Source organism: Burkholderia guangdongensis (genome assembly GCF_013403875.1).
Lineage (GTDB): Bacteria > Pseudomonadota > Gammaproteobacteria > Burkholderiales > Burkholderiaceae > Burkholderia > Burkholderia guangdongensis.
In genome coordinates, this window is record NZ_JACBNX010000025.1 from 1 (window position 1) to 19,954 (window position 19,954).

Annotated in this window: 19 protein-coding genes and 1 pseudogene; 11 read left to right on the forward strand and 9 right to left on the reverse strand. The window is 67.6% G+C overall.

The window, feature by feature from the left end; genetic code table 11:
* Together HZI36_RS22080 and pyrF are read left to right on the forward strand one after the other, a co-directional pair.
* Window positions 1-147 (forward strand): annotated as a pseudogene (locus HZI36_RS22080) (IS256 family transposase); the annotation flags it as partial.
* Between the two features lie 225 nt (window positions 148-372).
* Window positions 373-1,200, forward strand: coding sequence for an orotidine-5'-phosphate decarboxylase (gene pyrF, locus HZI36_RS22085; protein WP_179404804.1), 828 nt, complete (start codon window positions 373-375; stop codon window positions 1,198-1,200).
* Window positions 1,201-1,360: 160 nt separating this feature from the next.
* Here pyrF and HZI36_RS22090 read toward each other — a convergent pair whose 3' ends face one another.
* Genes HZI36_RS22090 through thiL form a run of 3 tightly spaced genes read right to left on the reverse strand, consistent with a single transcriptional unit; the run spans window position 1,361 to window position 3,520 of the window.
* On the reverse strand, window positions 1,361-1,861 hold the full coding sequence (locus HZI36_RS22090; protein WP_179404805.1) for a CinA family protein: 501 nt from the start codon (window positions 1,859-1,861) through the stop codon (window positions 1,361-1,363).
* A 23-nt stretch (window positions 1,862-1,884) separates the two neighbouring features.
* Window positions 1,885-2,499, reverse strand: a complete 615-nt coding sequence (locus HZI36_RS22095; RefSeq protein WP_179404806.1) for a phosphatidylglycerophosphatase A family protein — start codon at window positions 2,497-2,499, stop codon at window positions 1,885-1,887.
* Window positions 2,489-3,520 (reverse strand): thiamine-phosphate kinase, encoded by a 1,032-nt coding sequence (thiL, locus tag HZI36_RS22100; protein ID WP_179404807.1) that lies wholly within the window; start codon window positions 3,518-3,520, stop codon window positions 2,489-2,491. The genes HZI36_RS22095 and thiL overlap by 11 nt, the downstream gene beginning before the upstream one ends.
* A 152-nt stretch (window positions 3,521-3,672) precedes the next feature.
* Here thiL and HZI36_RS22105 point away from each other — a divergent pair, with 152 nt between their 5' ends.
* From HZI36_RS22105 to HZI36_RS22115, 3 genes are all read left to right on the forward strand, one after another.
* A complete protein-coding gene (locus HZI36_RS22105; protein WP_179404808.1) occupies window positions 3,673-5,973 on the forward strand; it encodes an NADP-dependent malic enzyme in 2,301 nt (766 codons plus the stop codon).
* Window positions 5,974-6,371: 398 nt separating this feature from the next.
* Window positions 6,372-6,800, forward strand: a complete 429-nt coding sequence (locus HZI36_RS22110; protein ID WP_179404809.1) for a ribonuclease — start codon at window positions 6,372-6,374, stop codon at window positions 6,798-6,800.
* A gap of 16 nt (window positions 6,801-6,816) precedes the next feature.
* Complete coding sequence (locus tag HZI36_RS22115; protein ID WP_179404810.1) at window positions 6,817-7,380, forward strand: barstar family protein; 564 nt, start codon at window positions 6,817-6,819, stop codon at window positions 7,378-7,380.
* Window positions 7,381-7,564: 184 nt separating this feature from the next.
* Here the strand turns inward: HZI36_RS22115 and HZI36_RS22120 are convergent, their stop codons facing one another.
* Genes HZI36_RS22120 through speE form a run of 3 tightly spaced genes read right to left on the reverse strand, consistent with a single transcriptional unit; the run spans window position 7,565 to window position 9,638 of the window.
* Entirely contained in the window at window positions 7,565-8,332 is a 768-nt protein-coding gene (locus tag HZI36_RS22120) for a 16S rRNA (uracil(1498)-N(3))-methyltransferase (protein WP_179404811.1), read from the reverse strand.
* Window positions 8,329-8,745, reverse strand: coding sequence for a VOC family protein (locus HZI36_RS22125; protein ID WP_179404812.1), 417 nt, complete (start codon window positions 8,743-8,745; stop codon window positions 8,329-8,331). Before HZI36_RS22125 ends, HZI36_RS22120 begins: the two co-directional genes overlap by 4 nt.
* Before the next feature lie 35 nt (window positions 8,746-8,780).
* Window positions 8,781-9,638 carry a polyamine aminopropyltransferase gene (speE, locus tag HZI36_RS22130; protein ID WP_179404813.1) on the reverse strand — a complete coding sequence of 286 codons (858 nt, stop codon included), beginning with the start codon at window positions 9,636-9,638 and terminating at the stop codon, window positions 8,781-8,783.
* A gap of 255 nt (window positions 9,639-9,893) precedes the next feature.
* Here speE and tkt point away from each other — a divergent pair, with 255 nt between their 5' ends.
* Window positions 9,894-11,921 (forward strand): transketolase, encoded by a 2,028-nt coding sequence (gene tkt / locus HZI36_RS22135; RefSeq protein ID WP_179404814.1) that lies wholly within the window; start codon window positions 9,894-9,896, stop codon window positions 11,919-11,921.
* A gap of 107 nt (window positions 11,922-12,028) precedes the next feature.
* Window positions 12,029-13,039, forward strand: coding sequence for a type I glyceraldehyde-3-phosphate dehydrogenase (gap, locus tag HZI36_RS22140; protein WP_179404815.1), 1,011 nt, complete (start codon window positions 12,029-12,031; stop codon window positions 13,037-13,039).
* Window positions 13,040-13,246: 207 nt separating this feature from the next.
* Here the strand turns inward: gap and HZI36_RS22145 are convergent, their stop codons facing one another.
* Window positions 13,247-14,446 (reverse strand): MFS transporter, encoded by a 1,200-nt coding sequence (locus HZI36_RS22145; protein ID WP_179404816.1) that lies wholly within the window; start codon window positions 14,444-14,446, stop codon window positions 13,247-13,249.
* 137 nt (window positions 14,447-14,583) lie between these two features.
* Between HZI36_RS22145 and cynR the strand changes: the two genes are divergently transcribed.
* A complete protein-coding gene (gene cynR / locus HZI36_RS22150) occupies window positions 14,584-15,591 on the forward strand; it encodes a transcriptional regulator CynR (RefSeq protein ID WP_179404817.1) in 1,008 nt (335 codons plus the stop codon).
* On the opposite strand, the gene HZI36_RS22155 is transcribed toward cynR, so the two are convergent.
* Window positions 15,567-16,259, reverse strand: coding sequence for a FadR/GntR family transcriptional regulator (locus tag HZI36_RS22155; protein WP_179404818.1), 693 nt, complete (start codon window positions 16,257-16,259; stop codon window positions 15,567-15,569). The two genes, cynR and HZI36_RS22155, sit on opposite strands and share 25 nt — an antisense overlap.
* A gap of 249 nt (window positions 16,260-16,508) precedes the next feature.
* On the opposite strand from HZI36_RS22155, the gene HZI36_RS22160 reads away from it, so the two are divergent.
* From HZI36_RS22160 to HZI36_RS22170, 3 genes are all read left to right on the forward strand, one after another.
* Window positions 16,509-17,828 carry a C4-dicarboxylate transporter DctA gene (locus HZI36_RS22160; RefSeq protein ID WP_179404819.1) on the forward strand — a complete coding sequence of 440 codons (1,320 nt, stop codon included), beginning with the start codon at window positions 16,509-16,511 and terminating at the stop codon, window positions 17,826-17,828.
* A gap of 113 nt (window positions 17,829-17,941) precedes the next feature.
* Complete coding sequence (gene alc / locus HZI36_RS22165; RefSeq protein WP_179404820.1) at window positions 17,942-18,949, forward strand: allantoicase; 1,008 nt, start codon at window positions 17,942-17,944, stop codon at window positions 18,947-18,949.
* Window positions 18,950-18,968: 19 nt separating this feature from the next.
* The gene (locus HZI36_RS22170) at window positions 18,969-19,493 is read left to right on the forward strand and encodes an ureidoglycolate lyase (protein ID WP_179404821.1); all 525 of its coding nucleotides are present in this window, start codon (window positions 18,969-18,971) and stop codon (window positions 19,491-19,493) included.
* A 24-nt stretch (window positions 19,494-19,517) separates the two neighbouring features.
* Here HZI36_RS22170 and fur read toward each other — a convergent pair whose 3' ends face one another.
* Window positions 19,518-19,946: a ferric iron uptake transcriptional regulator gene (gene fur / locus HZI36_RS22175; RefSeq protein WP_179404822.1), complete on the reverse strand. Its 429-nt coding sequence runs from the start codon at window positions 19,944-19,946 to the stop codon at window positions 19,518-19,520.
* Window positions 19,947-19,954 lie beyond the last annotated feature (8 nt).

Sequence of the window (19,954 nt, forward strand, 5' to 3'; positions counted from 1 at the left end):
TTCCCGTCGGACGAGGCCGCGCTCAAGCTGATCTGGTTGGCCCTGCGTAACGTCGTTGCCAAGTGGACCGGCTCCCGGCACGATTGGAAAGGCGCGATGACGCAGTTTGCACTGCTTTACCCGGAGCGATTCAACATCGGCATCTGAGTCTCAACCCGCCTCACACACGAAATTCCGGATACCTCCCATCCGCACGGGCCGTGCAGTCCCCCAAGTGTTTAGCCGGATGACCATCGAGGTGAGAGGGGATCGCATCCATGACGCATCAGCGGCGCACATCGTGCCGCACCCGCGCATGACCGAGTACTCAAACGGGCATATGCGACACAGGTAAAATACGCATCCTTCCACGGTTTGCCGCGAGTACCCGCCATGTCTTCCCCGCTCACCTTCATCGAATCGCTGCGCGCCGCGTGGCAACGCACGAATTCGTTGCTCTGCGTCGGCCTCGATCCCGAGCCGACACGCTTTCCCGCGCAGTTCGACGGTCAACCGGACGCGATCTTCGAGTTCTGCCGACAGATCGTCGACGCGACCGCGCCGTACGCGAGCGCGTTCAAGCCGCAAATCGCCTACTTCGCCGCGCATCGCGCGGAAGATCAGCTCGAGCGGCTGATCGCGCACATTCATTTGCAGCATCCGGGCCTGCCGGTGATTCTCGACGCGAAGCGCGGCGACATCGGCAGCACCGCCGAGCAATACGCGCGCGAGGCGTTCGAGCGCTATCGCGCGGACGCGGTGACGGTGAATCCGTACATGGGCTACGACTCGATCGAGCCGTACCTCGCGTACGAAGATAAAGGCGTGATCGTGCTGTGCCGCACGTCGAATCCGGGCGGATCGGACCTGCAATTCCTCGAGACCGGTGGCCGGCCGCTGTATCAGGTCGTCGCCGACCTCGCGGCGAACAAGTGGAACGCGAAGACCGGCCAGCTCGCGCTCGTCGTCGGCGCGACGTTCCCGAAGGAGATCGAGGTCGTGCGCGGGATCGTCGGCGACATGCCGTTGCTGATTCCGGGCATCGGCGCGCAGGGCGGCGACGTGCAGGCGACTGTCTCGGCGGGCCGCACGGCCGATGGCGCCGGGATGATGATCAACTCGTCGCGCGCGATTCTGTACGCGGGCAAAGGCGACGATTTCGCGGAAGCCGCGGCGCTCGCCGCGCAGAAAACCCGCGACACGATCAACGTGCACCGCTGATCGGGCTTCGCGATCGGACTTCGCGATCGGACTTCGCGATCGGACTTCGCGATCGGACTTCGCGATCGGACTTCGCGATCGAGCGTCGCGAACCGACCTCGCGAATGAGTCAACTGGCGCGCCGGCTCGCCGGCGCAGAATAGCACGGCGCCTTCGCGCGTCAGCGCTCCTGTTCGTCGAGCAGCTTCATGAGGCCGCGCAGCGCATGCGCGGCCGCCTGCGTGCGGATCCGCTCGCGATCTCCCTTGAACACGAGCGTTTCCACCGCCGTATGCAGCCGGTTGCTCCACGCGAACGACACGGTGCCGACCGGCTTGTGCTCGCCGCCGCCGCCGGGCCCGGCGATGCCGGTCACCGACAGCGCGACCTGCGCGCGGCTGTTGCGCAGCGCGCCTTCGGCCATCGCGCGCGCGACCGGCTCGCTGACCGCGCCGTGCCGCTCGATCAGCTCGGCCGGCACGCCGATCATCTCGGTCTTCGCCTGGTTCGAATAGGTGACGAAGCCGCGCTCGAACCACTGGCTGCTGCCTGAGATGTCGGTGATCGCGGTGGCGACCATCCCGCCGGTGCAGGATTCGGCGGTGGCGAGCATCAGATGCTCGTCACGCAGCTTGTTGCCTGCGCGGATCGCAAGCTGATGGACGACGGAATCGGTAGGCATGCGTAGGAAAAATCGTAGGGGCGTCAGCCGACGACCGAGCGCCAGAACGCGATCACGAGCAGCGTGACGAACGCGGCGACGAGATCGTCGAACATGATGCCGAAACCGCCTTGCAGGTGACGGTCGAAATAGCGGATCGGCGGCGGCTTGACCATGTCGAAGAAGCGAAACAGCAGGAACGCGGCGAGTTGGCCGTAGAACGTCACCGGCGTGACGAACAGCATCACGAGCCAGATCGCGACGATTTCGTCCCAGACGACCGCGCCGGGATCGGCCGCGCCTTGGCCGGTCGCACCTGAGCCGGCCGCGCCTATACCGGCAGTGCCTGAGCCGGCCGTGCCTAAGCCGGCCGCACCCATCCTCTTCGCGGTGAAGCCCGTCATCGCAATGCCGGCGACGAAGCCGACCGCGATCACCAGCCACCACTGCGGCACCGTCAGATAGCGGTTCAGCACGACGAACGTGAGCCAGCCGAACAGCGTGCCGAACGTACCGGGCATGAACGGCGCGAGGCCGCTGCCGAACCCGAGCGACACGATGTGCACCGGATGCGACAGCATGAAGCGCGCGTTCGCGCGCTGCGGCGCGCTCGATGCGGCATCGGCCGCGGCGCGCGGAGGCGTCGTGTCAGTCGGCATGGAAGTGATCGAATCCGTGCAGCGTCAGCGAGAGCGGCGCGCCGGCGGCGTCGCGCCACGCGATCGCGGGCCGCTCCGATGGCGCGGACAACGCGCGTATTGTACCGATTCGCGTGACCGCGACGCCCGCCGCCGCGCCCGCCGCGCCGACCGCCGCGCGTGCGGCGGCGGGCGCGGTGAAGCAAAGCTCGTAGTCGTCGCCGCCCGCGAGCGTGCAGCGGCGCTGCACGTCGGGCGCGAGCGTCGCGAGCGCGGCCGAGCGCGGCACCGCGTCGGCGTTGATCTCCGCGCGCACGTTCGAGCGGTCGAGGATGTGCTGCAGGTCGCCGGCGAGGCCGTCGGAAATGTCGAGCGCCGCGCGCGCGACGCCCGCAAGCGCGCGGCCGAGCGCGATGCGCGGCTCCGGCCGCTCGAGCGCGGCACGGAATGCCACTGCCGCGCGCGCGCCGGCGGCCCATTCGCCGCGCGCGACGCCGAGGCCGGCCCGCGCATCGCCGAGCGTGCCGGACACCCACACGTCGTCGCCGTCGCGGGCCGCGTCGCGGCGCAGCGCCGTGCCGGCGTCGACGTCGCCGAACACGGTGATGCACAGATTGAGCGGGCCGCTCGTCGTGTCGCCGCCGATCAGCGCGCAGCCGTAGCGGTCGGCGAGCGCGAACAGGCCGTCGCTGAACGCGGCGAGCCAGGCTTCGTCGGCGCGCGGCAACGCGCACGCGAGCGTGAACGCGCGCGGCTCGGCACCCATCGCCGCGAGGTCCGACAGATTGACCGCAAGCGCCTTGTGGCCGAGCGCGCCCGGCGCGACGTCCGCGAAGAAATGGCGGCCTTCGACGAGCATGTCGGTCGAAATGGCGAGCAACTTGCCTGAACGCGGCGCGATCAGCGCGCAATCGTCGCCGATCCCGAGCGCGACGGGGCTCGCCGCGCGCGCGGCGCGACGGGCGAAGAAGCGGTCGATCAGCGAGAACTCGGACAGGGCTGGCACGTCTGATGAAATCCGAAGCGGTTGATTTGACGGCATTGTACGGGGCGAACACGGCGTCACACGGGTGAGCGCCGGGCGTTTCCGTCTGTTTTGGTCGCGGCAGTCGCACCCGAATCGCAGCTTTGGCCGACCCCGATTGGCGCTACAATGCGCCGACCAGGTATTCTAATCCGCCCGTGACGAGACACATGTCCACCTCCGAATCCTCCAAAGCCAAACTCCGCGAAGCCGCTCTCGACTACCACGAATTCCCGACCCCCGGGAAAGTCGCGATCGCACCGACCAAGCAGATGATCAACCAGCGCGACCTCGCGCTCGCGTACTCGCCGGGCGTCGCGTACGCGTGCGAGGAGATCGTCGAGAATCCGCTGAACGCCGCGCGTTTCACCGCGCGCAGCAACCTCGTCGGCGTCGTCACGAACGGCACCGCGGTGCTCGGCCTCGGCAACATCGGCCCGCTCGCGTCGAAGCCGGTGATGGAAGGCAAGGCGGTGCTGTTCAAGAAGTTCGCCGGCATCGACGTGTTCGACATCGAGCTGAACGAGTCGGATCCGCACAAGCTCGTCGACGTGATCGCCGCGCTCGAGCCGACCTTCGGCGGGATCAACCTCGAGGACATCAAGGCGCCGGACTGCTTCATCGTCGAGCGCGAGTGCCGCAAGCGGATGAAGATCCCGGTCTTTCACGACGACCAGCACGGCACCGCGATCGTCGTCGCGGCGGCGGTCACGAACGGCCTGAAGGTCGTCGGCAAGGACATCAAGAAGGTGAAGCTCGTCGCGTCGGGCGCCGGCGCCGCGGCGCTCGCGTGCCTCGACCTGCTGGTCGACATCGGCCTGCCGATCGAGAACATCACGGTGACCGACCTCGCGGGCGTCGTCTACAAGGGCCGCACCGAGCTGATGGATCCGGACAAGGAGCGCTTCGCGCGCGAAACCGACGCGCGCTCGCTCGCCGACGTGGTCGGCGGCGCGGACATCTTCCTCGGGCTGTCGGCGGCCGGCGTGCTGAAGCCGGAGATGGTCAAGGACATGGCCGCGCGCCCGCTGATCCTCGCGCTCGCGAACCCGACGCCGGAAATCCTGCCGGAAGCCGCGCTCGAGGTTCGCCCGGACGCGATTCTCGCGACCGGCCGCACCGACTATCCGAACCAGGTCAACAACGTCCTGTGCTTCCCGTTCATCTTCCGCGGCGCGCTCGACGCCGGCGCGACGACGATCACGCGCGAGATGGAGATCGCCGCGGTCAACGCGATCGCCGAGCTCGCGCAGCAGGAGCAGAGCGACATCGTCGCGACCGCGTACGGGATCCAGGATCTGTCGTTCGGCCCCGACTACCTGATTCCGAAGCCGTTCGATCCGCGCCTGATCGTGAAGATCGCGCCGGCCGTCGCGCAGGCCGCGATGGACGGCGGCGTCGCGACGCGCCCGATCGAGGACATGGACGCGTACAAGCAGCATTTGCAGCAGTTCGTCTACCACAGCGGCACGACGATGAAGCCGATCTTCCAGATCGCGCGCAGCGCGGCGGCGGAGAAGAAGCGCGTGGTGTTCGCGGAAGGCGAAGAAGAGCGCGTGTTGCGTGCCGTTCAGATCATCGTCGACGAAAAGCTCGCGACGCCGATCCTGATCGGCCGTCCGGCCGTGATCGAGCACCGGATTCAGCGCTACGGGCTGCGTCTGACGCAGGACGTCGACTACACGGTCATCAACACGGAGCACGACGAGCGCTATCGCGAATTCTGGCAGGCGTATCACAAGAAGATGGCGCGCAAGGGGATCAGCGAGCAGCTCGCGCGCGTCGAGATGCGCCGCCGCACGACGCTGATCGGCGCGATGATGGTGGTGCGCGGCGAGGCGGACGGCATGATCTGCGGCACGATCAGCACGACGCACCGTCACCTGCACTTCATCGATCAGGTGATCGGCAAGCGCGAAGGCTGCAGCGTGTACGCGGCGATGAACGGCCTCGTGCTGCCGGGCCGCCAGATCTTCCTCGTCGACACGCACGTGAATGTCGATCCGACCCCGGAGCAACTCGCAGAGATCACGATCATGGCGGCGGAAGAAGTGCGTCGCTTCGGCATCGAGCCGAAGGTCGCGCTGCTGTCGCACTCGAATTTCGGCACCAGCAACGCGCCTTCCGCGCAGAAGATGCGCGATACGCTCGCGATCCTGCAGGAACGCGCGCCGGATCTGAAGGTGGACGGCGAGATGCATGGCGACGTCGCGCTCGACGCGGCGTTGCGCAAGGAGATCCTGCCGGAATCGACGCTCGAGGGCGACGCGAACCTGCTGATCCTGCCGAACATCGACGCGGCGAACATCGCGTACAACCTGCTGAAGACGGCCGCGGGCAACAACATCGCGATCGGGCCGATCCTGCTCGGCGCCGCGAAGCCGGTGCACGTGCTGACCGAATCGGCGACGGTGCGCCGGATCGTCAACATGGCCGCGCTGCTCGTGGCCGACGTGAATGCGGTGCGTTAAGTGAAACTGAGGTGAAACTGAGGTGAAACTGAGGTGAAACTGAGGTGAAACTGAGGCGAAATTGTAAAAAATAGAAAAAACAGAAAAAAGAGGCGTGCCCGCAACGGGCACGCCGTCGGGTAAGGCGTGCATGCGCCACCCGCAAAGCAACAGCAGCATCTCTCCACTCGGGTGTGCGAGCGGGGCAAGGAGGCAGGGAACTTGCCCGACGAGAGATGCTGCCGTCATTTTATCTTGTGCGAGATAAAAATGGTGCAATTTCGGGCGAAAATTCCTGATTTCGATCGAACCCTCGGCTTTCAATTCCCAAACGAGCGTTGATTCGCGCGAACAATAGCGCTACGCTTACACCTTTGTTGGTCGTCAACTACTTGATTTAACAGCGGGAACCCCGGTTCATGGCACGCAAGTGGCTCCGCAACGGCGCGCTCGCGTCCGTCTTCGCGATCGTCGCGATGGGTAACGTCGGCATGCCGACGGGCAGTCTGGTTTCCGCCGCCTATGCAAGGGAACCCGTCACGTACGACGTGACCGCCGGGCTCGACACGATCCCGTCCGCCCGGCTCCCGCGCGAGGCCGTGACCACGCTGGGCCTGATCGCCGCTGGCGGTCCCTATCCGTACGACAAGGACGGCGTCGTGTTCGGCAACTACGAGCGTGCGCTGCCGAAGGCGAGGCGCGGCTTTTACCACGAGTACACGGTGCCGACGCCGCGCGCGCGCAATCGCGGCGCCCGCCGGATCGTCTGCGGCGGCCCGCTGCGTCGGATCGACAACTGTTATTACACCGACGACCACTACAACAGTTTCAAACGCATAGTTGAATGATTTCGGGATGAACGGCATGAGCGACTCGATTTACGCGCACGATACGTCGGCGGCGGCGGAACTGTTCGCGGCCGGCGACGGCAACCTGTTCCAGCGCGTCATGCAATTGCGCGTGGCGGCCCAGACCGGCGACGTGCCGGCGCAGGCCGGTACGGAGGGGTCTTCATCGAATGAGGAGCCTATGAGCCTTTTCGCGACCGTGCGACCGAATCTCGTGCAGTCGATTCGTGCTTTCCGCGTGCAGGATCTCGCCGACGAAGCCGGCCGCCTCGGCCAGCATTTTCTTTACGCGTTCTGCGGCGCCGCGCAATCGAAGCAGGAAGTGCTCGAGACGATTTCGACGTCGTTCCTGTTCCCGAAGCATTTCGGCAAGAACTACGACGCGCTGTACGATTGCCTGACCGATCTCGTCCACAAGGCGGGTGAACAGCCCGGCTTCGTGATCGTCCTCGAAGCGCTGCCGATCGTGCAGAAATTCGACAAGGAAGGGCGCGAGACGCTGCTCGACGTGTTCCGCGAGGCCGCCGAGTTCTGGGCCGAGCGCAAGGTCGCGTTCCGCGTGTTCTATTCGTTCGCGTAAGCCCGCGCGGCCACGAAGTCGCACATTCACGCGGCACATTCGCGCGGCACGTTTGGTCGCTTTCACGCGATTTGGCGCGTGAAGTCCGCGAAAGAGGTGAGAAAAGCCCGCACGTGCGGGCTTTTTCGCGCGCGTTCGCCGGCCGGGGGGGCGCTTGGTACCGCTTACGGCCGCTTATGACCGCTTACCACCCACCCCAGCGCGCGGCGAGCGCGGCGAGCACCGCGGCGCCGGCCGTTTCGGTGCGCAGTACGCGCGGGCCGAGCGACACCGCGGTGAACCCGCGTTCGCGCGCCGCGTTTTCCTCGGCCGGCGCAAGCCCGCCTTCCGGGCCGATCAGCAGCGTGACGGGCGCGGCCGGTGGCGCGGCCGGCAGCGCGGCGAACGGAATGCTCGCGCGCGGCGACAGCAGCAGTCGCAGCTCGCCGTCGGCCGGTGCGTCCGGCAAGGTGGCGAGCCACGCGTCGTAGCCTTGCACCGGCGCGACGTCGGGCACGCGGTTGCGCCCGCACTGCTCGCACGACGCGCGCACGATCCCGCGCCAGTGCGCGACGCGCTTCTCCGCGCGTTCGCCCGACAGCCGCACGACGCCGCGCGCGGTCGACAGCGGCATGATCGCCGCCGCGCCGAGTTCGACCGCCTTCTCGATCACCCAGTCCATCTTGTCGCCGCCCGCGATGCCCTGCGCGAGCGTCACGCGATACGGCGGCTCCGCGTCGGCCGGCTCGAACGCGTCGAGCCGCGCGAGCGCCGCGCGCTTGTCGATCTCGACGAGCTCCGCGCGATACTGGCCGCCGCTGCCGTCGAACAGCGCGAGCGCGTCGCCCGGCTGCAGCCGCAACACGTGCGCGTGACGCGCGACGTCGGGCGGCAGCGCGAGCACGTCGCCCGCGCGTAGCGCCGCGTCGACGAAGAAGCGCGGCACCGCCGCGGTCGTGCTCGCGGCGCTCATGCGGAAAGACGGCGCGCGAGCGCCCAGCGATAGCCGTCGAGATCCTCGATCTGCGCGAAGCGGTCGCCCCAGAACTGGTCCTGCGGCTCGGTCAGCGATTTCGCGCCGGCGTCGAGCGCGCGCCGGTGCGTCGCATCGACGTCGTCGACGTACAGATAGAACGACTGCGGCGCCGTCGCGCCCGCGCTTTTCGGCGTCATCGCGGTCGAGCCGAACGCGCCCTCGGGCGCGAACATCACGATCATCTGGCCGCGATAGGTCATTTCGACGTGCATGACCGCGCCGTCCTCGTCGTGCACGTCGCGCAACGCGAAGCCGAACGCGGCCTGGTAGAAGGCGATCGACGCGCGCGCGTTGCGCACGGTCAGATAGGGCGTCAACCACGGCATGTCGGCCGGACGCGGGTCGGTCATCAAACGGTTCTCCGTGCGAGGCGGTGCGCCGCGTTTCAGCGACGCACGCCGAGTGTATCGCGCAGCGCGCGAGGCAATGCGAACAGCGCCGCGTGCAGCCGCGCGTCGTAATAACGTAGTCCTTCGATTCCGCGATCGACGAGCCGTTCCTCGACATCGTGCGCGAACAGCGACGCCGGTTCGAGCGTGTCGCTCGCGATCGCCATCAGCCAGATCGAGCCATAGAGCGGCACGTGCGCGGACAGCGGATCGACGACCGCGAAGCACGCGCGCAGATCGGCGAGCAGCGTCGCGATGCGCGGCGCGTGGAAGTGCGGCGAGCCGAGATGCATCGAGATCGCGCCGCACGGCGTCAGAATCCGCTTCAGGTGCCGATAGAAGTCGCGCGAGTAGAGGCCGGCCGCCGGCGAGTCGGGCGGCGTCAGGTCGAACACGACGAGATCGAAGTGCTCGACGGTCGTGTCGACGTAGCGCGCGGCGTCGCCGATCACGACCTCGACGCGCGGATCGTCGAGCGCGCCCTGGTGCACGTCGTCGAGATAGCGGCGCGCCATCCCGATCACGTCGCCGTCGAGTTCCGCGACGACGATCCGCTCGATGCACGCGTGCTTCAGCAACTGCCGCGCGGCGCCGCCGTCGCCGCCGCCGAGCACGAGCGCCTTTTTCGGCGACGGATGCGCGAGCGCGGCCGGATGCGTCATGCACTCGTGATAGATGAATTCGTCGCCGACCGACGTCATCGGCCGGCCGTCGAGCGTGAACAGGCGGCCGAGCTGCGGCGTCTCCCAGACCTCGATCCGCTGATGCGGCGACGCGACGTGCGCAAGCCGCCGCGCGTTCGGGAAGCCATACGCGGCGTCGGGTGTCGGGTGGAACAGAAGCGTGGTGCTCACGGGCAAGCCGGGCGGGGGGAGGCAGTTCGAATCCCTCAATTATAGGGGGCGCGAAGATGGACAGGGAAACCCCGGCTTGCGCGACGCGGCTGCGGGGTTTGCCGGGCCATCTGCTAAAATGACAGGCTTTGCAGCCTCATCCGTCGGCTCCGTCCGCTCCGCGTCCCGCAGGCGCCGCCTCGCGCGCCGGGAGTCGCGTGCGCGAGCTTCCGGATATCGCACGTGCCCTTTTTCGACTCGTTCTCCGGACTCGACATGACGACTTCGTCTCCCGCCTCCACCACCCTGATGGCCAACGCGATCCGCGCGCTCGCGATGGATGCCGTCCAGCAAGCGAACTCCGGCCACCCCGGCATGCCGATGGGCATGGCCGAGATCGGCGTCGCGCTCTGGTCGCGCCACCTGAAGCACAATCCGGCGAACCCGCACTGGGCCGATCGCGACCGCTTCGTGCTGTCGAACGGCCACGGCTCGATGCTGCTGTATTCGCTGCTGCACCTGACCGGCTACGACCTGCCGATCGGCGAGCTGAAGAATTTCCGCCAGCTTCATTCGAAGACGCCGGGCCATCCGGAATACGGGATCACGCCGGGCGCCGAGACGACGACGGGCCCGCTCGGCCAGGGCCTCGCGAACGCGGTCGGGATGGCGCTCGGCGAGGCGCTGATGGCCGACGAATTCAACCGCGACGGCGCGAAGATCGTCGATCACCACACGTACGTGTTCCTCGGCGACGGCTGCCTGATGGAAGGCATCTCGCACGAGGCCTGCTCGCTCGCGGGCACGCTGAAGCTGAACAAGCTGATCGCGCTGTACGACGACAATGGCATCTCGATCGACGGCGACGTCGTCAACTGGTTCCACGACGACACGCCGAAGCGCTTCGAGGCGTACGGCTGGAACGTGATCCCGAACGTGAACGGCCATGACGTCGACGCGGTCGACGCGGCGATCGCGAAGGCGAAGCTGTCGGACAAGCCGACGATCATCTGCTGCAAGACGGTGATCGGCCAGGGCGCGGCGACGAAGGCGGGCGGCCACGACGTGCACGGCGCGGCGCTCGGCGCGGAAGAAATCGCGAAGACGCGCGAAGCGCTCGGCTGGAAGTGGGAGCCGTTCGTGATTCCGCAGGAAGTCTATGCGGCGTGGGACGCGAAGGAAGACGGCGCGCGCCGCGAAAGCGAGTGGAACGCGAAATTCGCCGAATATCGCGCGAAATACGCACAGGAAGCGGCCGAGTTCGAGCGCCGGATGGCGGGCAAGCTGCCGGCTGACTGGGCGCAGAAGGCCGCGGCGATCGTCGCCGGCGCGAACGAGCGTGGCGAGACGGTCGCAACCCGCAAGGCGTCGCAGCAGGCGATCGAAGGCCTCGCCGCGGTGCTGCCCGAACTGCTCGGCGGCTCGGCCGACCTGACCGGCTCGAACCTGACCAACTGGAAGGCGTCGAAGCCGGTCCGCGCGAACAAGGACGGCGCTGGCGTGCAGTGGGGCAACCACATCAACTACGGCGTGCGCGAGTTCGGGATGAGCGCCGCGCTCAACGGCCTCGTGCTGCATGGCGGCTACAAGGCGTTCGGCGGCACGTTCCTGACGTTCTCCGATTACAGCCGAAACGCGCTGCGCGTCGCGTCGCTGATGAAGGTGCCGTCGATCTTCGTGTTCACGCACGATTCGATCGGCCTTGGCGAGGACGGCCCGACGCACCAGTCGATCGAGCACGTGTCGAGCCTGCGCCTGATCCCGAACCATGACGTGTGGCGTCCGGCCGACACGGTCGAGACGGCCGTCGCGTGGACGTACGCGATCGCGCATCACGGCCCGTCGAGCCTGATCTTCAGCCGCCAGAACCTGCCGTTCAATCCGCGCACCGACGCGCAGCTCGCGAACGTCGAGAAGGGCGGCTACGTGCTGCGCGACTGGGACGACGAGATCGTCGCGCGCAAGATCATCCTGATCGCGACCGGCTCCGAGGTCGAGCTCGCGATGAAGGCGGTCGAGCCGCTCGCGCAGCAGGGGATCGCCGCGCGCGTCGTGTCGATGCCGTCGACGACGGTGTTCGACCGTCAGGACGCCGAGTATCGCGAACACGTGCTGCCGCACGGCGTGCGCCGCGTCGCGATCGAGGCGGGCGTGACGAGCTTCTGGCACAAGTACGTCGGCCTCGACGGCGGCGTGGTCGGGATCGACACGTTCGGCGAATCGGCGCCCGCAGGCGTGCTGTTCAAGCATTTCGGCTTTACCGTCGACAAGGTCGTCGAGACGGCGAAGTCCGTTCTGGCGTAAGCCGCACGGCTCGCCTCCGGGCGGGCCGGCCGGCGGCGCGCGTGTCGGCGCGCGCGCCGCGCGGTGAAGGCACGAAACGAATTTTTTTCAGCCCTCAGGAGATAGACATGACGATTCGCGTTGCAATCAACGGGTATGGCCGCATCGGCCGCAACACGCTGCGCGCCTTCTATGAAAACGGCAAGAAGCACGATCTCGAGTTCGTCGCGATCAACGATCTCGGCGACGCGAAGACGAACGCCCACCTGACCCAGTACGACACCGCGCACGGCAAGTTCCCGGGCGAAGTGTCGGTCGACGGCGAGTTCCTGGTCGTCAACGGCGACAAGATCCGCGTGCTCGCGAACCGCAACCCGGCCGAACTGCCGTGGGGCGACCTGGGCGTCGACGTCGTGATGGAGTGCACGGGCTTCTTCACGACGAAGGAAAAGGCGAGCGCGCACCTGAAGGGCGGCGCGAAGAAGGTGATCATCTCGGCGCCGGGCGGCAAGGACGTCGACGCGACGATCGTCTACGGCGTCAACCACGACGTGCTGAAGGCCGAGCACACGGTGATTTCGAACGCATCGTGCACGACGAACTGCCTCGCGCCGATGGTCAAGCCGCTGAACGACCGGATCGGCCTCGAAACCGGCCTGATGACGACGATTCACGCGTACACGAACGACCAGGTGCTGACCGACGTCTATCACGAAGACCTGCGCCGCGCGCGCTCGGCGACGCACAGCCAGATCCCGACGAAGACGGGCGCCGCCGCCGCGGTCGGCCTCGTGCTGCCGGAACTGAACGGCAAGCTCGATGGCTACGCGATCCGCGTGCCGACGATCAACGTGTCGGTCGTCGACCTGTCGTTCATCGCGAAGCGCGACACGACGGTCGAGGAAGTCAACGCGATCATGAAGGAAGCGTCGGAAGGCGCGCTGAAGGGCATCCTCGGCTACAACGACGCGCCGCTCGTGTCGATCGACTTCAACCACAACCCGGCTTCGTCGACGTTCGACGCGACGCTGACCAAGGTGTCGGGCCGCCTCGTCAAGGTGTCGAGCTGGTACGACAACGAGTGGGGCTTCTCGAACCGCATGCTCGATACGGCGATCGCGCTCGCGAACGCGAAGTAAGTCTTCCGAAGCAAGTTTCCGGAAGTTACGCGCCGTATCACACCAGGGCCGCCGCCGCGCGGCCCTGGCGCAATGCCCGGCCCGACGTGAAGTCGGCGCCGGGCGTTTTTTTGTCCGCGGCGGCGGGCATCGCCGGCGCGCGCGACGCGCGCGTTCGCGCACCGTTTGCGCACCGCTCGCGCCGCCCGCGTTCGCGCACCGCTTGCGTTACTGCGCGGCTTGCCGCGCGCCGCCGCGCTGCGTCGCGGCCCACAGCGCGACGACCCCGCCCGCCAGCACCGCGCCCGCGGTGCAGACGCCGCGCCAGCCGTCGGCGCTGAACGCGATGCTCGCCGCGCACGAGCCGAGCGCGCCGCCGATGAAGTAGCTCGTCAGATAGATCGTCGTGACGCGGCTGCGCGCGTGGCCGGCGATCGCGTAGATCACGCTCTGGTTCGAGATGTGCATGCCCTGCACGCCGACGTCGAGCAGCAGGATGCCGGCGATCAGCGCGAAGAGCGAATGCGCGCCCGCCGCGAGCAGCGCGAACGACGCGAGCACGGCCGCGCCGAACAGCCCGGTCGCCGCGTTGCCGTGGCCACGGTCGACGAGCCGGCCCGCCGAGGTCGCCGCCAGCGCACCGAGTGCACCGGCGATGCCGAACAGGCCGATCTTCCCTTCGCTGAAGCCGTACGGCGGCTGGCTCAGCAGGAACGTCAGCGCGGTCCACAGCAGGCTGAAGCACGCGAACACGAGCGCGCCGTACGCGGAGCGCAGCGCGATCAGCGGCTGCGCGCGCACGAGCGACGTCAGCGAGCGCATCAGCGCCGGGTAGTCGAGCCGCGCGTCGCGGCGATCCTTCGGCAGCTTCACGGCAAGCACGGCGGTCAGCACGGCCACCATCGCGGCGGCGAGCACGTAGACCGCGCGCCAGCCGAGCCAGTCGGCGACCACGCCCGACACGACGCGCGCGAGCAGGATCCCGAGCAGCAGCCCGCTCATCACGGTGCCGACCGCGCGGCCGCGCGTGCGCTCGTCGGCGAGCGACGCGGCGAACGGCACGAGCAGCTGCGCGGAGCACGTGACGAAGCCGAGCCCGATGTTCGCGGCGACGAACACCGCATAGTTCGTGCTGCACGCGACCGCGATGAGCGCGAGCACGTTGATCGCGAGCAGCCGCACGATCAGCGTATGGCGGTTCAGCACGTCGCCGAGCGGCACGATCAGGAACAGGCTCGCCGCGTAGCCGAGCTGCGTCAGCGTGACGAGAAAGCCGAGATCGGACGGGGCGTGGCCGAACGTGCCCGCGATCGCCGCGAGAAGCGGCTGCGAATAATAGATGTTGCCGATGACGATCCCGCACGCGCATGCGAACAGCAGCGTCATGCCGCGCGTCAGGGTCGGAGGGACGGATTGCGAAGGCTTCATGGATCGACGGAGAGGGCGCGCGCCGCAGCGCTGCGCGGGTGATGGAATGACCGGGCCAATGATGCGGGAATCTGGCCATAGCGTCCAAGACTGGCTTGCTATAATGTCAATTGGTCAAACCAATAGTTGAGCCCGCGATGCTGCTTCGTCACATCCGCTATTTCCTCGCGGTCGCCGAGCACCGCAACTTCACTCATGCGGCTCAGGCGCTGCACGTGTCGCAGCCGACGCTGTCGCAGCAGATCCGCCAGCTCGAGGACATGCTCGGCGTCACGCTGTTCGACCGCTCGGGCCGCACGGTGCGGCTGACCGAGTTCGGCGACACCTACGCGCGGCACGCGCGCGCGGCGCTGCACGAGCTCGACGCCGGGCAGCGCGCGCTGCACGACGTCGCGGACCTGACGAGCGGCACGCTGCGGCTCGCGATGACGCCGACGTTCACCGCGTACCTGATCGGCTCGCTCGTCGATGCGTTCAACGCGCGCTATCCGCAGGTCGCGCTGACGGTCAGCGAGATGCCGCAGGAGCGCATCGAAGCGCTGCTCGCCGACGACGCACTCGATGCCGGCTTCGCGTTCGCGCCGTCGCGCGCGCCGGAGATCGACGCGACGCCGCTCTGGGACGAGACGCTCGCGCTCGTCGTCGGCCGCGCGCACCGGCACGCGCGGCGCCGGCGTCCGCTGACGCCGGCCGCGTTGCACGACGAGCCGTTGATCCTGCTGAGCCGCGCGTTCGAGACGCGCGACAGCATCGACGCGTATTTCGCGCAGCACCGGGCCGCGCCGCGCGTCGCATTGGAGGTGAATTCGATCAGCGCGATTCTCGAGCTCGTGCGCAGCGGGCGGCTCGCGACGGTGCTGCCCGACGCGATCGCACGCGCGAGCGGCGATCTGTGCGCGCTGCAGCTCGAACCGGCGCTGCCGTCGCGAACCGCGGCGCTGCTCACGCGCCGTGGCGCGTACCGGAGCGTCGCCGCACGCGCGTTCGTCGACAGCGCGCTCGCGTATCGCGACGCGTACGATGCGCCGCGCGCGCTCGCGCGCCGCAAGGCAAACGCAGAGGGGGGCGCGCGCGAATCGGGGCGCAATCCGGGGCGCAATCCGGCGCGCGGCGGGGGCGATCAGGCGCCGGGCGTCGGGAAGTAGACGCCCGCGCGCTGCGCGGCGTTCGCGATGTGCGTCTCGATCGCGGCGCCGGCGGTGGTCGGCGCGCGCGCGACGAACGCGTCGACGATCGCGCGATGTTCCTGGTAGGTCGTGAGCAGCAGCTCGCGCCGGTAGAACGGCATCCGCTGGCTCTCCTTCATGATGTCGGCGCTGCCGCGCAGGATCGATTCGATCGTCGCGTTGCCGGCGAGTCCGACGATCCGCATATGGAACTCGAAGTCGAGTCGCGATGCCTCGTCGAGCGCGTTCTCGGTCAGCGCGACGTGCAGCGCGGCGAGATTCTCCTCGAACCACGCGAGATCGACTTCGGAGATGGCGCGCGCGGCCATTCGCGCGGCGAAGCCTTCGAGCGCGTAGCGCATCTGGTACGTGTCGGGCGGCGACGATTGCGACGCGAACTGCCACCCGTGCGCGGTCGTCGCCTGCGTGCTCTCGACGTAGACACCCTTGCCCGGGCGAATGCGCAGCATGCCGAGCGCCTCGAGCGTCGACAGCGCCTCGCGCAGCGACGCGCGGCTGATCGCGAGCTCCTCGGACAGTTGTCGCTGAGCCGGCAGCAGGCTGCCGACCGGATAGGCGCCGGCTTCGATTCGGTCGCGAATCGTCGCGATCGCGGCGTCGGTCACGGTATGCGGAACGTTCTTCATGGGATCGGATCGCAAGTTGAACTGGTCTGACCAGTATTGTAGCGATCTGCGCGGCACGTGGCCGGAACCTAGGGAAAGTCAGGAGTCGGGCGGGCGGCCCGGCCCCGCCTGCCGCGCCTGAGGACGTCGGGAAATCCCTATTCCACCTGAGCTTGACGGGACCATATCGGCTTTCTACTATCCGCCATAACAGAACTGGTCATACCAGTCTGAACGGAAGTCTGACCAACCGCCTGACCGGAGAAAACCGTGTCGAAATTCCTGAATTCGTTATTTGGCCGAGTCGTCATCGCCCTGATCATCGGGGTCGCGCTCGGCGCATTCTTCCCGCATTTCGCCGTTTCGCTGCAGCCGCTTGGCGACGGCTTCCTGAAGCTGATCAAGATGGTGATCGGCCCGATCGTGTTCTGCGTCGTCGTGCACGGGATGGCCAACGCGGGCGACCTGAAGAAGGTCGGCCGGGTCGGCCTGAAGTCGGTCGTGTACTTCGAGGTGATGACGACGGTCGCGCTGGCGATCGGCCTCGCGCTCGCGTACCTGACGCAGCCCGGCGCCGGGATGAACGTGAACCTGAGCTCGCTCGATCCGTCGTCGCTCGCGTCCTACGCGAAGAACGCGAAGAACCTGCACGACACGGCCGGCTTTCTGCTGAAGATCATCCCGGAGACCGCGTTCGACGCGTTCGCGAAGGGCGACATCCTGCAGATCCTCGTGTTCTCGGTGCTGTTCGGCTCCGCGCTGTCGCTGCTCGGCGAGAAGGGCAAGCGCGTGACGTCGCTGGTCGACGAACTGTCGCACGTGTTCTTCCGCGTGATGGGCTTCATCATCAAGCTCGCGCCGCTCGGCGTGCTCGGCGCGATCGCGTTCACGACCGGCCAGTACGGCGTCGCGTCGCTCAAGCAGATGGGCTATCTGGTCGCGGTGTTCTACCTGAGCTGCGTCGTGTTCGTCGCGGTCGTGCTCGGCCTCGTGATGCGGCTCGCCGGCTTCTCGGTGTTCAAGCTGATCCGCTACCTGCGCGAGGAACTGTCGATCGTGCTCGGCACCGCGTCGTCGGATGCCGTGCTGCCGCAGATCATGCGCAAGCTCGAATTCATGGGCATCAAGGATTCGACCGTCGGCCTCGTGATCCCGACCGGCTACTCGTTCAACCTCGACGGCTTTTCGATCTACCTGACGCTCGCGGTGCTGTTCATCGCGCAGGCGACCAACACGCCGCTGTCGATGCATGACCTGATCGTCGTGCTGCTCGTGTCGCTGCTGACGTCGAAGGGCGCGCACGGGATTCCCGGCTCGGCGATCGTGATTCTCGCGGCGACGCTGTCGGCGATTCCGGCGATTCCCGTGCTCGGCCTCGTGCTGATCCTGCCGGTCGACTGGTTCGTCGGGATCGCCCGCGCGCTGACGAACCTGCTCGGCAACTGCGTCGCGACGGTCGTCGTCGCGGTGTGGGAGAACGACATCGACAAGGCCCGCGCGAAGCGCGTGCTGAACCAGGAGCTGCTGTACGTGCCGGCCGAGATGGACACCGCCGATACGCTCGCCAGCGACGAAGCCCACGCGATCTGAACCCGGATCCCATTCCCGCCGGCGCGATGCGCGCCGGCGCTTGCGCTTCATCCCGAATTTCAGCCCGAATTTCAGCCGCAATGACACGGCATTCACAGGACACAGGAGACGACATGGCCGCCCCGATTCTCGATCCGAACGCACCCGCCTTCACGCGCCGCTACATGAACCTTGCCGATCCGCGGCTCGGCGCGCAGGCGCTGTACGCGAGCGACGAGTTCTTCGCGCCGAAGGAGCGCATGCTGAACCCCGAGCCGGCGGTGTTCATCCCCGGCAAGTACGACGATCACGGCAAGTGGATGGACGGCTGGGAAACGCGCCGCAAGCGCACGACCGGCCACGATTTCTGCGTGATCCGCCTCGCGCGGCCCGGCGTGATCCACGGCGTCGATCTCGACACGAGCCACTTCACCGGCAATTTCCCGCCGGCCGCGTCGATCGAGGCCTGCGCGGCCGACGGCGACGCACCGTCCGACGATGCCGAGTGGCACACGATCGTCCCCGCGACGACGCTGCAAGGCAACCAGCATCACTACGTCGCGATCGACGACGCGCGCGCGTACACGCATCTGCGCGTGAATCTGTATCCGGACGGCGGCCTCGCGCGGCTGCGCGTGTACGGCCAGCCGCAGCGCGACTGGAGCCGCGCGCCGCAGGGCGAGCTGATCGACCTCGCGGCGACCGAGAACGGCGGCTACGTGGTCACCGCGAACAACCAGCACTTCGGCGCGGCGGCGAACATCCTGATGCCGGGCCGCGGCGCGAACATGGGTGACGGCTGGGAAACGCGCCGCCGTCGCGAGCCGGGCAACGACTGGGCGATCATCGCGCTCGCGCGGCCGGGCATCGTCCGCCGCGTCGAGGTCGACACCGCGTTCTTCAAGGGCAATTTCCCGGATCGCTGCTCGATTCAGGCCGCGCACGTCGCGGGCGGCACCGACGATTCGCTCGTCACGCAGGCGATGTTCTGGCCCGAGCTGCTCGGCGAGCAGAAGCTGTCGATGGACAACGTGCACGTGTTCGACCAGCTCGCCGCGCTCGGCCCGGTCACGCACGTGCGCTTCAACCTGTTCCCGGACGGCGGCGTCTCGCGCCTGCGTCTGTGGGGCGAACTGGCCTGACGGCCTGAAGGAGACGCAGATGACGACCCGTCACACGTTGCGCGTCGAGCGCCTGACCCGCGATGCGTTCGCGCCGTTCGGCGACGTGATCGCGCTCGAGGGCGCGCGGCATTTTCCGATCAACGGCGGCACGACCGAGCGGTTTCACGATCTCGCGTCGATCGACGTCGTCGACGACGGCGGCCGGCCGCTCGTGAGCCTGTTCCGCGCGCAGCCGCGCACGCTGCCGGTCGAGGTCGCGATGATGGAGCGGCATCCGCTCGGCAGCCAGGCGTTCATTCCGCTCGCGGCGGTGTCGCGCTATCTGATCGTCGTCGCGCCGGCGGGCGAGCTCCGGCCCGAGCGGATGCGCGCGTTCGTCGCGCAGGGATGGCAGGGCGTGAACTACGCGAAGGGCGTCTGGCATCATCCGCTGCTCGCGCTCGACGCAGTCAGCGATTTCGTCGTCGTCGACCGCGGCGGCACGCAGCCGAACTGCGACGAGATCGCGCTCGACGACGTGTGGGCGCTCGATTACGACGAGATCGGCCTGAGCGTGGCCTGAGCGTGGCGTGAGCGCGCGCGCCGTTCAGTGCTTGCGGTGCGGGCAGTTTTCCGTCGTGCAGGAGCCGTAGAGCGCGAGCGAATGCTCCTGGAGCCTGAAGCCTCGGTCCTTCGCGATCGATTGCTGGCGGCGCTCGATTTCCGGATCGAAGAACTCCTCGACGCGGCCGCAGTCGAGACAGACGAGGTGATCGTGATGCTGGCCTTCGTTCAGCTCGAACACCGCCTTGCCGGATTCGAAGTTGCTGCGCGTGAGAAGGCCCGCCTGCTCGAACTGCGTGAGCACCCGGTAGACGGTCGCTAGGCCGATGTCGAGCTCCTCGTGCAGCAGGTTCCGGTATACGTCTTCGGCGGTCAGATGGCGGACGGGGCTCTGCTGGAAAATCTCGAGGATCTTGAGGCGGGGTAGGGTCGCCTTGAGCCCGATGTTTTTGAGATCGGTCGGATTGGTCATGGCTAGGC

Coding starts and splice junctions, on each gene's coding strand:
- HZI36_RS22125 (WP_179404812.1), bottom strand. CDS start 8,745: ATGACCGACCCGCGTCCGGCCGACATGCCGTGGTTGACGCCCTATCTG.
- HZI36_RS22095 (WP_179404806.1), bottom strand. CDS start 2,499: ATGCCGACTGACACGACGCCTCCGCGCGCCGCGGCCGATGCCGCATCG.
- pyrF (WP_179404804.1), top strand. CDS start 373: ATGTCTTCCCCGCTCACCTTCATCGAATCGCTGCGCGCCGCGTGGCAA.
- tkt (WP_179404814.1), top strand. CDS start 9,894: ATGACGACTTCGTCTCCCGCCTCCACCACCCTGATGGCCAACGCGATC.
- cynR (WP_179404817.1), top strand. CDS start 14,584: ATGCTGCTTCGTCACATCCGCTATTTCCTCGCGGTCGCCGAGCACCGC.
- HZI36_RS22170 (WP_179404821.1), top strand. CDS start 18,969: ATGACGACCCGTCACACGTTGCGCGTCGAGCGCCTGACCCGCGATGCG.
- alc (WP_179404820.1), top strand. CDS start 17,942: ATGGCCGCCCCGATTCTCGATCCGAACGCACCCGCCTTCACGCGCCGC.
- HZI36_RS22155 (WP_179404818.1), bottom strand. CDS start 16,259: ATGAAGAACGTTCCGCATACCGTGACCGACGCCGCGATCGCGACGATT.
- thiL (WP_179404807.1), bottom strand. CDS start 3,520: ATGCCGTCAAATCAACCGCTTCGGATTTCATCAGACGTGCCAGCCCTG.
- HZI36_RS22145 (WP_179404816.1), bottom strand. CDS start 14,446: ATGAAGCCTTCGCAATCCGTCCCTCCGACCCTGACGCGCGGCATGACG.
- HZI36_RS22115 (WP_179404810.1), top strand. CDS start 6,817: ATGAGCGACTCGATTTACGCGCACGATACGTCGGCGGCGGCGGAACTG.
- gap (WP_179404815.1), top strand. CDS start 12,029: ATGACGATTCGCGTTGCAATCAACGGGTATGGCCGCATCGGCCGCAAC.
- HZI36_RS22105 (WP_179404808.1), top strand. CDS start 3,673: ATGTCCACCTCCGAATCCTCCAAAGCCAAACTCCGCGAAGCCGCTCTC.
- fur (WP_179404822.1), bottom strand. CDS start 19,946: ATGACCAATCCGACCGATCTCAAAAACATCGGGCTCAAGGCGACCCTA.
- HZI36_RS22090 (WP_179404805.1), bottom strand. CDS start 1,861: ATGCCTACCGATTCCGTCGTCCATCAGCTTGCGATCCGCGCAGGCAAC.
- HZI36_RS22120 (WP_179404811.1), bottom strand. CDS start 8,332: ATGAGCGCCGCGAGCACGACCGCGGCGGTGCCGCGCTTCTTCGTCGAC.
- HZI36_RS22110 (WP_179404809.1), top strand. CDS start 6,372: ATGGCACGCAAGTGGCTCCGCAACGGCGCGCTCGCGTCCGTCTTCGCG.